Below are 10931 nucleotides of genomic sequence, written 5' to 3'. Positions count from 1 at the left end.
ATCATCACCATCATTTCTTGCCCAAAGGGTAGGCCGGTGCTGTATGTGCAGATTTTAATACAACATGTTAGAGGCTTACCGTCAGGTAGGTCTTTTTTATTTTAAATGCATCACATAATGCTTAAACTGGCAATACAAAAATCGGGAAGGCTGCATGAAGATTCAATGAAGCTGCTGAAAGAATGCGGGATCGCTGTTTCCAATGGCGCCAATAAACTTAAAACGGAAGCCACCAATTTTCCCCTGCAGGTATTTTTTTTAAGGGACGACGATATACCCCAGTATGTGGAAGACGCGGTGGCGGATATTGGTATCGTTGGCGAAAATGTGGTTTATGAAAAAAACAAGTTGGTAAAAACGGTAGAGCAACTGGGTTTTGGTGCCTGCAGGCTGAGCATTGCAGTTGTAAGAGGTGAGCAGTATAGCAATATACAATCGCTCGAAGGCAAACGCATTGCCACCAGTTACCCGCACCTCACCAAACAATTTCTTAAAAAAAATAAAGTAAACGCCGAGATACACGAGATCAGCGGTTCGGTGGAGATCGCCCCGGGCATCGGCTTATCCGATGCGATCTGCGACCTGGTAAGCAGCGGATCTACTTTGCTCACCAACGGGTTGAAAGAAGTGGAAACCATCCTGCATTCCCAGGCGGTGCTGATCCGTCATAATAATTTTAACAAGGTGCAGCAGCAGGTGCTTGATAAATTATTGTTTCGCATACACGCCGTAAGAAAGGCCAAGAACAATAAATATATTTTATTGAATGCGCCTAATGATAAGCTGGATGAGATAGTTGGTTTGCTGCCGGGAATGAAAAGTCCTACGGTATTGCCCCTGGCAGATAAAGGATGGAGTTCGGTGCACAGCGTATTGAGCGAAGATGAATTTTGGGATAAAATAGAACAATTAAAGGCGGCAGGCGCACAGGGTATATTAGTGGTGCCCATTGAGAAAATGGTATTGTAGGGGGTGAAATTCGAAGATGTAAAATTCGAAACCCGAAGGAATACAAAGAACCAAGAAATAAAAGATAAGTTCTAGATAAATATAAAATCCGAAGCACGAAATCCTAGATCCGAAGAATAAATCCAACCATAAACGGTAAACCACAAACGATAAACTATATTAATTTCAAATCGTCCAATGAATATCATCGTCAATCCCCCGCGTAACGAATGGCCGGAATTGTTGAAACGGCCGGTGCTGGATCATTCTGTGCTGGAGACCGCTGTGCTGCAGGTGTTGGACAATGTGAAACAAAATGGCGATAATGCGCTGATTGAGCTCACCAGGCGTTTTGACGGGGTGCTGCTGGAAGATATTAAAGCTCCCGAAGCGGAAATAACAGCGGCTGAACGGGCATTGCCTGAGGAACTCAAAATTGCTATAACACAGGCAAAGCAGAATATCCAAAAATTCCATACTGCACAGGCGCAGGCGGTAATAAAAATGGAAACGATGCCGGGGGTGCAGTGCTGGCGCAAAAGTATTGGAATAGAAAAAGTGGGACTATATATCCCGGGGGGATCAGCACCACTGTTCTCTACTGTTTTAATGCTCGGTATACCGGCAATGCTGGCAGGTTGTAAAGAAATTGTTTTATGCACTCCTCCCGGTAAGGATGGCACCATTCATCCTGCAGTTTTATATGCGGCAAAAGCTGCCGGTATCACTCAAATATACAAAGCCGGCGGTGCGCAGGCCATAGCAGCTATGGCTTATGGAACGGAGCGCATTCCTGCGGTATATAAAATCTTCGGCCCGGGTAACCAGTATGTAACCTGCGCCAAGCAACTGGTGCAACGCGATGGTATTGTCATTGATATGCCTGCCGGCCCCAGCGAAGTGTGTGTGTTGGCCGATGAAACAGCCAATGCAGCGTATGTGGCAGCCGACCTGTTATCGCAGGCAGAACATGGGTCGGACAGTCAGGTATTGCTGGTGAGCACTTCTGCGGCTATGACTGAAAAGGTCATTAAAGAAAAACGAAACCAATTGGCAGCGCTCCAGCGAAAAGATATTGCCGCAAAAGCATTGGCCAACAGCAAAGCCATTGTCATGGAAAACATCACTGATGCTTTAGCCCTGGTTAACGCTTATGCGCCTGAACACCTGATCATCAGTTGCGCCAATGATGAGGCGGTAGCCGAAATGGTAGTGAATGCAGGCTCTGTATTCCTGGGCAGTTATTCGCCCGAAAGTGTGGGTGATTATGCCAGCGGCACCAATCATACTCTCCCTACCAACGGCTATGCCAAAGCATACAGCGGGGTGAGTGTGGACAGTTTTGTAAAAAAGATCACTTACCAAAAGCTAACACAGGAAGGACTGAAAAATATCGCTTCCACTGTAGTCAGTATGGCCGAGGCAGAGGGATTACAGGCGCATGCCAATGCGGTGAAAGTGAGATTGTAGCGGTCGGCACGCGAAGCAGGAGCGTCAGACCGCGGGCTAATGTGGAAGTATGAGAAATGTGAAAATGCAGTGGTCGGTACGCGACACAGGAGCGTCAGACCGCGGGCTGATATGAAAATTTGAAAATTGAATTACAGCAATGAATTTTAACGTAAACGACCTCGTAAGGGAAAATGTAAAAAGGTTGCTCCCTTATTCTTCTGCCCGCGATGAATTCAGCGGTGAGGCAAAAATATTCCTGGACGCGAATGAAAATAGTTTGGGGTCGCCCACAACAAAGTGGTATAACCGTTATCCCGATCCGCACCAGCAAAAAATAAAAGAAAAGCTTACCGCTATAAAAGGTGTGCCGTCAAAGAATATTTTTTTAGGTAATGGCAGCGACGAGTGTATTGACCTGCTGTTCCGTGCCTTTTGTAATCCCGGAAAGGATAATGTGATCATTTGTCCGCCTACTTACGGTATGTATGAAGTGAGCGCTCATATTAATGACGTGGAATTGCGTAAAGTGCCCCTGCTTGATAACTTCCAGTTAGATCTTGTGCACCTGGAAACGAGGGTGGACGATTTTACAAAGATCATCTGGTTGTGTTCGCCCAATAATCCTACTGCCAATTCGCTCAGCAGGGAAGATATTGAAATAGTGCTGAATAATTTCCCCGGCATTGTGGTCATTGATGAAGCCTATATCAATTTCTCCCGCCACCGGTCTTTCATACAGGAACTGTCCGAATACCCCAATCTTGTTGTGTTACAGACCCTCTCTAAAGCGTGGGGTCTCGCAGGATTGCGTTTGGGTATGGCTTTTGCGGGAGAAGAGATCATAAGCATCTGTAATAAAATTAAGCCTCCTTATAATATCGGGCAGGCAACGCAGGAAATCGTATTGAATGCCCTTGACCATGTGGAGGATGTGAATGAAATGATAAGGGTGCTGGTTCGGGAACGGGACCTGATGGCAAAACAATTGTCATTGATTGACGTGGTGGAACAGGTGTATCCTTCGGATGCCAATTTTTTGCTCTTGAAGGTTAGGAATGCAAGAGATGTATATGCTGCTTTATTGAGCAAAGGAATTGTGGTTCGCGACCGGAGCAATGTGCAGCTATGCGAAGGTTGCCTGCGCATAACGGTGGGAAGTCCTGCAGAAAATACAGCCCTCGTGAATAGTTTGAAGGACTACGGAACAGCTTTGTAATTTTATACTACCAAAACGATATGATATGAAAACGGTCAAATGGTATCTGTCATGTTTGTTTTTTACATGCGTGATAGTGGTATCTGCATGCGCGGAAGAGAATAAAAATATACCCGATACCACAGCCAAATTACCGGCTGCTGTTGCCGGCCCCGGTTTAACTTTGCCCGATGGATTTACGGCAACTACGGTGGCAGAGAACCTGGGAAGGGTGCGGCATATTGCAGTAAGCAGCAACGGGAACATATATGCGAAGCTGGAGAGGCTGAAGGATGGGAAAGGCATTTTATTGCTGAAGGGAGGAAATGCGGCGGCGCCGGGCAGTTTTGGCAATTATCCGGGAACAGGCATTGCTGTTAAAGATGGCTATTTGTATGCATCTTCCAATTCGGCAGTATACCGGTATAAGCTGAATGCCGCTAATGAAGTGGAGAACCCCGGTAAACCCGAAACCATTGTAAAAGGACTTACCGATCGCGGACAGCACAATGCCAAATCCATTACGCTGGATGATGCCGGCAATATTTATGTAAATATAGGCGCACCCTCCAACTCCTGCCAGGTGCAGGACAGAGCTGTAGGGTCGAAGGGACAGGATCCCTGCCCGATACTGGACTATGCCGGCGGGATATGGCAGTTCAAAGTGGGCACACCCGGACAGGAATTTAAAGATGGCGTGCGCTATGCCACCGGTATCAGGAATGGGGTTGCATTAAGCTGGAACAGCAGCGTAAACGAATTGTATGTACTGCAGCACGGACGGGATGACCTGCACCGCATGTTTGATGATCTGTATACTGTTAAGGACAATGCTGAATTGCCGGCTGAAGAATTTTTATTGGCTAAAAAAGGATCGAACTTTGGTTGGCCTTATTGTTATTATGACGGAAAGCAGGAGAAAAAAATATTAGCGCCGGAGTATGGCGGAGATGGTAAAACGCAGGGTCGCTGTGAAGGCGTGGATAAGCCGATCATGGCATTTCCGGCTCATCTGGCGCCCAATGCATTACTTTTTTATACGGGCAGCCAGTTCCCTGAAAAATATAAAAATGGTGCTTTCATTGCTTTTCACGGGTCGTGGAACAGGGCGCCTGAGCCGCAGGCCGGATTTTTTGTAGTATTTGTACCCATGAAAAATGGTTACCCCAATGGCGAATGGGAAGTGTTTGCAGACGGATTTGCAGGCAGTGACGAAAAAAGAGCTTCCGGCAGGGTAGATTACCGCCCCTGCGGGTTGGCGCAGGGCCCCGATGGCGCTTTATATGTGTCGGATGACAACAAGGGCAATATCTGGAAGATCACTTATAACGGTAAATGATATGCGAAGGAGACTTATACCTGTAAATGTGGTGATTGCTGCACTTTTCTTTATCTTGCTGAGCCTGGAGCCCGATCAAACCAAACCACCGGCAGCGGTAATGGAAAGAGGTAAAGCGGTATATACAAAGGAGTGCTTAACCTGCCACCAGCAAGACGGGCTGGGGGTGCAGCGCATGAATCCGCCGTTGGCAAAAACGGAGTGGGTGCTCGGACCGAAGGAGAGGCTTATCAGGATCGTAGTGAACGGGTTAACGGAACCCATAGAAATTGATGGCGATATTTTTCACAATCCCATGCCGCCGCATGCGCATTTAACCAACCAGCAGGTGGCGGATGTGCTCACTTATGTACGGAATAGCTTTGGCAATAAAGCCAGTGCTGTTACGATACGGGAAGTAAAGAAGGTGAGAGCGGAAAAAAAGATAAAAAAGAGTTGAATTAAAACCAAACCCCTGAAATAAGAGTTATGGCAAAACGGATTTTATTCATTGACAGAGACGGCACATTGATTTATGAAGCTCCTCCTACCTACCAGCTAGACGCATTTGAAAAGCTTACTTTTTACCCGCACATGTTTGAATACATGACCAAAATTGCCAAGGAGCTGGACTATGAGTTGGTGATGGTAACCAACCAGGACGGGTTGGGAACGGATGCATTCCCTGAAGATACGTTTTGGCCCCTGCATAATTTGGTGATGAAGAGCCTCGAAGGGGAATACATTTTTTTTAGCGCGGTGCACATAGACAGAACCTACCCGCATGAAAATGCGCCCACCCGCAAACCGGCCACCGGCATGCTTACACAATATTTGAATAACGCCGATTATGATATCGCCCGTTCATTTGTTATCGGCGACCGCATAACAGATATACAATTGGCCAAGAACCTCGGCTGCAGGGGTATCTGGCTCAATAATGACGCTTCGCTCGGCGCCGCCGAAATTTCGGATAAGGTAGCTGCATTGCAGGATACCATTGCACTGGAAACAACGGAATGGAGCAAAATCTACGAATTCTTAAAGCTGGGACAGCGTTCGGTTACCCGGGAACGCAATACCAATGAAACAAAGATCAGTGTGGCATTGAATGTTGACGGATCGGGGAAGGCAGACATTTCAACAGGCATTGGCTTTTTCGATCACATGCTGGAGCAAATTGCCCGTCATGGTAAAGTGGATTTGTCTGTTCATGCCAAAGGCGACCTGCATATTGATGAGCACCACACCATTGAAGATACGGGCATTGCCCTGGGAGAAGCTTTTGCCAAAGCCCTGGCCGATAAGAGAGGGATGGAGCGTTATGGTTTCGCCCTTCCCATGGATGAAGCGGATGCCAAAGTGCTGATTGATTTTGGCGGACGGAACTGGCTGGTATGGAATGCCGAATTTAAACGCGAGAAAATAGGAGAGATGCCCACGGAAATGTTCTATCATTTTTTTAAATCGTTTTCTGATGCCGCTAAATGCAATCTCAATATTGAATGCAGGGGCGATAACGAGCATCACAAGATAGAAGCGATATTCAAAGCCTTTGCCAAAGCCATTCACATGGCGGTAAAGCGTGACCCGCTGAGCAATTATTTGCCGAGCACGAAGGGGGTGTTGTAAATGTTTAACTAGGCGGGCGGTAGTTTTATACCTGTTTTCGTGGGACTCTGTAGTCTCGTGGGACAAAAAGCGTTCAAAGTCGCCTGTGTCACCAGGTCCCCGGTATGTGTGGCTATTGCTTATTTCTTCTATTAATTCTGGCTCTTGTCATTCTTTCTCTTAAACCACCTTCGTTTAAAAAAGCTCTTTCCAAAGCTACCAATTGCCGGCCCAATAAATAAGAGGTAACATTTATTAAACAACACATGATATTGGCACTTATCTCCGGATCTTCATGCTCAATTGCTTTTTTAAATGTATTGTAACTGGCTCCCTGTGTTTTATTCAGCTCATTAAAACGCAGGGAAAGGCGGTCAGTTCTTTCCCATTTCTTTAAATTGTTTATTCGCAGGTAATCTTCATAGTCTATGAGCAGCTCTTCCAGGCTGGCGCGGGCAACGTTGGTAAGTTTGATCTCGGTTTCCTTCGAAGTGGCAGAAGCCATGCTGGCCTCTGCAATATTTTGTTTACCCGACCTTGCAGCCTGTATCATTTGATCAGTGGTACGGTCGTATTTTTTGAGGAAGTGCCGGCAGAAATAAACAGTGCCGTCATAAATAATCTCCGCTTTCTGAAAAGTAATCAAATTGCGGTACCCGCCATGTACAGGTATAAATCCTTCGGTGTTTTCTTCGGTTGCCATGTGAAATGCATTTATTCGTGAGTCCTAAATTATGAAACATAAGGAAGATTTCAAAGCATAATGCCCACACTGAGCTTATAAAGCAGTAGGCCTTTTGCAAGGGCCTGCGCAGGTTTTGTTGGTAATTGCCTGTTTCGTGGGGCTCGGTAGTCTCGCGGGACAGAAAACGCTCACAAGTCGCTTGTGTAGCCAGGTCCCCTGAAAGGGCAGTTATTGCTAATGCTCCTATACTGCTTCATTCACAATCGCCAGCGCCATGCCATCATGGTATTTGCTGCCCACCGTTTGTATAACGGTTGCGGTAACCTGTTTGGTGGCCGCCAGTAGCGTCATAAAACGTTTCACGCCGGTTACATTGGCGTCATCGCTGTTTTCTTCGAGTATCTTGCCCTCGCGCACTACATTGTCTGCAATAATGAGTGTGCCCGGCCGGGAGAGTTGTAAAGACAATTCAAAATATTCGGCATAAGGCTCTTTATCGGCATCAATGAATATAACGTCAAAGGGGCCGGCACCTTCTTTTTTCAGTTTGGGCAATTCCTCCAGTGCATTGCCCACACGGATTTTAACTGCATTGATTAGTCCCGCATTTGAAATATTGGCAAGGGCCACATCTGCATGATGCTGGTCCAGTTCAAGTGAAATCAATTCGCCGCCTTGCTGCAATGCTCTTGCCAGCCAGATGGTGCTGTACCCGCCTAAGGTGCCGATCTCTAATATTTTTTTAGGATGATTGAGCTTTGCCAGCATATGCAAAAACTTGCCCTGGTTCTCGGAAATGCTGATGAGCGGAAGGTCGCCGTCAATAATGGCCTGCTTGGTTTGTTGTAATGCCCCGTCTTCTTTTACAAACAGATTATTGATAAACTGGTCTACTGCGCCAAAAATATTTGTATCCATAAAGTATTATTTCCTTTTTTTCCTGTATTGCTTTTCGAGGTCAATGATCTCTACCTTCCTGAACTCAACCGGGTGACTTTCACTTTGCAGGGAAATATACCCGCTCTTCAGCAACTGCCCGTCTTTCTTTAGCGCAGGATCATAATTGTTCACTGCTCCTCCGCCTATCTGTGGTTTTTGGTATACCAGAACGGTATCTCCGTTTACAATTTGTTTTATCACCGAATCGCCCAATACCAGCACTTCGGCTCTTACCCATTCTTCATTGCGGAAAGTTTTTGATCTGGAATTGATGCAATGCGGCGTAAACAGTTTCCCGTCCATTTCTACATTGGTGCCCGGCGTGCAAAGATTGCAGGTTGTTCTTTCGCCTGTTGAATCGCCCCCTAACAGCTGATCTTCTATAGAAATAGGAAAATCCTGGTCTTTAAGCATGGTGGATGGCGGCTGGCAATGCAGCATGATCCCGCTGTTTTTATACGCCCATCCCGGTCCGCCCGCTACCTGCTCTCCCACAAAGCGGTATTCAACCGCAAGCAAATAATAGGAATAGGGCGTTTTATAAAAGATATGACCAAACTGGTTGTTGAATGCAGTATACTGGTCGTAAGACACAACCAGTTTCCCGTCCTCCACGCGAAATGTATTACCGTAATTGTCATTCAATTCATGCCCGCTGATCTTAACTGTCCAGCCTTTGAGGTTCTTGCCGTTGAAGAGCTGCTTCCATTTTCTTTTGTCCTGCGCAAAAGAAGTAATGGTGAAAAGCGTAAAAAGCAATACCAGTAAATTTTTCATAGGTGCAAGATAATAAAAAGAGAGGTCAGTGGAACAAGGCAACGCTTAGGTGCTGTGGTATTGTAAGCAAGGATAAGCAGGGTGTTTTTATGTGTCGGGCCGCAACAATACCAAAAAAACTTTGGCCGCACACTTCAGGGTTCTGTTCGTTAGACTTCAATTTAAATCAACAGCGATTCATACTTACGCCTGTCCTTATAATCAGTTCAGGCTTTTTTCAGGAACAGCTTATTTGCCGGAATAAGTTGCTTCGCCATGCCGGGTCCCCTGTAAAATACATCAAGCCAGTAACCACCCGCTGCATTAAAAAACTCTACTTTTATTTTCTGCCGGCCCGCTTCCAGGGTAATACTGCCGGCTTCTTCCGTTACGCCGTGATCTCCATCATTGTTTACTACTGCTTTATCATTGATGAACAATTTGCTGCCATCATCAGATTGCGTGGAAAAGCGGTATCTTCCGGGTGTATCAATTTGTATATAGCCGTCGTATACCAGGCCAAAGGTTGGGTTTCCCTTTTCCTGTAAAGGAGCGATTGTTTTTTCATCAACGGAAAATTCATAGCTGTTCCATTTTTTTACCGGGGTTAGCTTCCCAAAAGCAGGAAGTTGTTTCCAGCCGCTGCCTTTAAAATAAGAAACGGTTAACCCGTTGCCCATACCGGGCCTGACCATCCTGAAATAAGCTGTGCTCACCGGGCTTTCATTGCCGGTGTTGTCAAAAGCCTTTGCCTGCACCACCGTGGTGCTGTCGATCGTGAAAGGTTCCTTGTATACGGGTGAGTTGCTATCAGGAACGTCGCCGTTTAAAGTGTAGTATATCGTGCTGTTGTCGGTCGTTGCACTCATTTTAACCGTAGCGGGTTCATCAATATATAAACCCCCGGCCTGCTGGTATAAATTTCTTTTGGGGTATATAGTCGGGGCAGCGATCGCTTCTTTTCCTTTCCATAAGTTTGCCGGTTCTTCAAATCCTTCAAAAGCCGCTTTTATAGGGCGACCGATCCATGCGTAGGGCCGTGTAAGGTTAAAGGCAAATGCTATCGTAGCGGCAAGGTCATAGGTATATACCTGCTGCTGGATTTTATAGCCCTTCTTAATATCTTTTCCATGCAGTATCATCGCAATTTCTCCTTCCTCAGGTGTAGGACCGCCATGCCCTTTGCCTATGCCGCCATGATCGGCGGTAACAATAACCAGGGTGCTTTCTTCAATGCCGCTTTCTTTGATGGCTTTTAAAACCTCTCCTATTAAAGAATCAGCCTTCGACACCGCGGTATAGTATTGCGGGGTGCCATGACCGTCGTGGTGCCCTGCATGATCAACATGATCAAAATGCACGAACCCGAAAGTGGGTTTTTGGGTTTTGATATAGTTGGTAAAATCCGCTGCTGTTGAATCTTCCGTTGAAAAATGTTTATCGTAGTTCACGGCTTTCTTTTCAAACAACCGGCCAAAGCCGCCCCAGTGGTAAACCGCTCCGATCTCTGCATCGGGCTTTTGCTCCCGGAGGATCCCGAAGATAGAGGGAAATATACCTTCTTCGCCTGCTACTATGGGAGGAAGCGTATGATCATCTCTTTCCCAGTCGTTGTTGATAATGCCATGTTGTTCAGGCCCTGCGCCCATGATCATGGAAGCCCAGTTCTGACTGCTGGCAGTAGTTAATACCGTACGTACATTCCATTTTACAGCGCCGTCCGCGACCATGCTGTCCATTACAGGGGTTGTAGCATTGCGTATACCATCGGGACTCATGCCATCTACCCCGATTACAATAACGTGCTCAATTCCCTGCGGGTAGTTTTCTGTTTCCTGCGCCTGACAGGCAACTAAAAAATAAACGGCAAATACATAAAGCAGGTTTTTCTTTCTCATAAAATGATTTTAAGATGATGTATTGTGGGGTTAATGCAGGTTATGCAAAAATACTATGGGTACGTGATTAAATAGTTAACAAAGGCTAATCAAAAGGTTAAGTAATATTAAAGATAGGAAAAGAATTTA

General features: G+C 46.2%; 10 protein-coding genes. 6 read left to right on the top strand and 4 right to left on the bottom strand.

Annotated features, from left to right (window positions below):
* Window positions 1–117: 117 nt before the first annotated feature.
* From hisG to hisB, 6 genes are all read left to right on the top strand, one after another.
* Window positions 118–969: an ATP phosphoribosyltransferase gene (hisG, locus tag PLH26_RS16080; protein ID WP_324587050.1), complete on the top strand. Its 852-nt coding sequence runs from the start codon at window positions 118–120 to the stop codon at window positions 967–969.
* A 177-nt stretch (window positions 970–1146) separates the two neighbouring features.
* Complete coding sequence (hisD, locus tag PLH26_RS16075) at window positions 1147–2418, top strand: histidinol dehydrogenase (RefSeq protein WP_324587049.1); 1272 nt, start codon at window positions 1147–1149, stop codon at window positions 2416–2418.
* A 139-nt stretch (window positions 2419–2557) separates the two neighbouring features.
* Complete coding sequence (hisC, locus tag PLH26_RS16070; protein ID WP_324587048.1) at window positions 2558–3616, top strand: histidinol-phosphate transaminase; 1059 nt, start codon at window positions 2558–2560, stop codon at window positions 3614–3616.
* A 25-nt stretch (window positions 3617–3641) separates the two neighbouring features.
* Entirely contained in the window at window positions 3642–4934 is a 1293-nt protein-coding gene (locus PLH26_RS16065; protein WP_324587047.1) for a PQQ-dependent sugar dehydrogenase, read from the top strand.
* 1 nt (window position 4935) lies between these two features.
* Window positions 4936–5373, top strand: coding sequence for a c-type cytochrome (locus PLH26_RS16060; protein WP_324587046.1), 438 nt, complete (start codon window positions 4936–4938; stop codon window positions 5371–5373).
* A 29-nt stretch (window positions 5374–5402) separates the two neighbouring features.
* Window positions 5403–6545, top strand: a complete 1143-nt coding sequence (gene hisB / locus PLH26_RS16055) for a bifunctional histidinol-phosphatase/imidazoleglycerol-phosphate dehydratase HisB (RefSeq protein WP_324587045.1) — start codon at window positions 5403–5405, stop codon at window positions 6543–6545.
* Between the two features lie 112 nt (window positions 6546–6657).
* Here hisB and PLH26_RS16050 read toward each other — a convergent pair whose 3' ends face one another.
* From PLH26_RS16050 to PLH26_RS16035, 4 genes are all read right to left on the bottom strand, one after another.
* Window positions 6658–7227: a four helix bundle suffix domain-containing protein gene (locus tag PLH26_RS16050; RefSeq protein WP_324587044.1), complete on the bottom strand. Its 570-nt coding sequence runs from the start codon at window positions 7225–7227 to the stop codon at window positions 6658–6660.
* Window positions 7228–7452: 225 nt separating this feature from the next.
* Complete coding sequence (locus PLH26_RS16045; RefSeq protein WP_324587043.1) at window positions 7453–8127, bottom strand: O-methyltransferase; 675 nt, start codon at window positions 8125–8127, stop codon at window positions 7453–7455.
* 6 nt (window positions 8128–8133) lie between these two features.
* Entirely contained in the window at window positions 8134–8925 is a 792-nt protein-coding gene (locus tag PLH26_RS16040) for a 3-keto-disaccharide hydrolase (RefSeq protein ID WP_324587042.1), read from the bottom strand.
* 206 nt (window positions 8926–9131) lie between these two features.
* Window positions 9132–10802, bottom strand: a complete 1671-nt coding sequence (locus PLH26_RS16035) for an alkaline phosphatase family protein (RefSeq protein ID WP_324587041.1) — start codon at window positions 10800–10802, stop codon at window positions 9132–9134.
* Window positions 10803–10931: the final 129 nt, after the last annotated feature.

Source organism: Agriterribacter sp. (assembly GCF_035444585.1).
In the GTDB taxonomy this organism is placed as follows: domain Bacteria; phylum Bacteroidota; class Bacteroidia; order Chitinophagales; family Chitinophagaceae; genus Agriterribacter.
The sequence above is the reverse complement of the archived record's forward strand: the minus strand, read 5'-3'. Positions and strand labels throughout refer to the sequence as shown.

Excerpts from the sequence above, each read along its gene's own strand:
- PLH26_RS16040 (WP_324587042.1), bottom strand. The coding sequence starts at position 8,925 with ATGAAAAATTTACTGGTATTGCTTTTTACGCTTTTCACCATTACTTCT.
- PLH26_RS16045 (WP_324587043.1), bottom strand. The coding sequence starts at position 8,127 with ATGGATACAAATATTTTTGGCGCAGTAGACCAGTTTATCAATAATCTG.
- PLH26_RS16060 (WP_324587046.1), top strand. The coding sequence starts at position 4,936 with ATGCGAAGGAGACTTATACCTGTAAATGTGGTGATTGCTGCACTTTTC.
- PLH26_RS16065 (WP_324587047.1), top strand. The coding sequence starts at position 3,642 with ATGAAAACGGTCAAATGGTATCTGTCATGTTTGTTTTTTACATGCGTG.
- hisC (WP_324587048.1), top strand. The coding sequence starts at position 2,558 with ATGAATTTTAACGTAAACGACCTCGTAAGGGAAAATGTAAAAAGGTTG.
- hisD (WP_324587049.1), top strand. The coding sequence starts at position 1,147 with ATGAATATCATCGTCAATCCCCCGCGTAACGAATGGCCGGAATTGTTG.
- hisB (WP_324587045.1), top strand. The coding sequence starts at position 5,403 with ATGGCAAAACGGATTTTATTCATTGACAGAGACGGCACATTGATTTAT.
- hisG (WP_324587050.1), top strand. The coding sequence starts at position 118 with ATGCTTAAACTGGCAATACAAAAATCGGGAAGGCTGCATGAAGATTCA.
- PLH26_RS16050 (WP_324587044.1), bottom strand. The coding sequence starts at position 7,227 with ATGGCAACCGAAGAAAACACCGAAGGATTTATACCTGTACATGGCGGG.
- PLH26_RS16035 (WP_324587041.1), bottom strand. The coding sequence starts at position 10,802 with ATGAGAAAGAAAAACCTGCTTTATGTATTTGCCGTTTATTTTTTAGTT.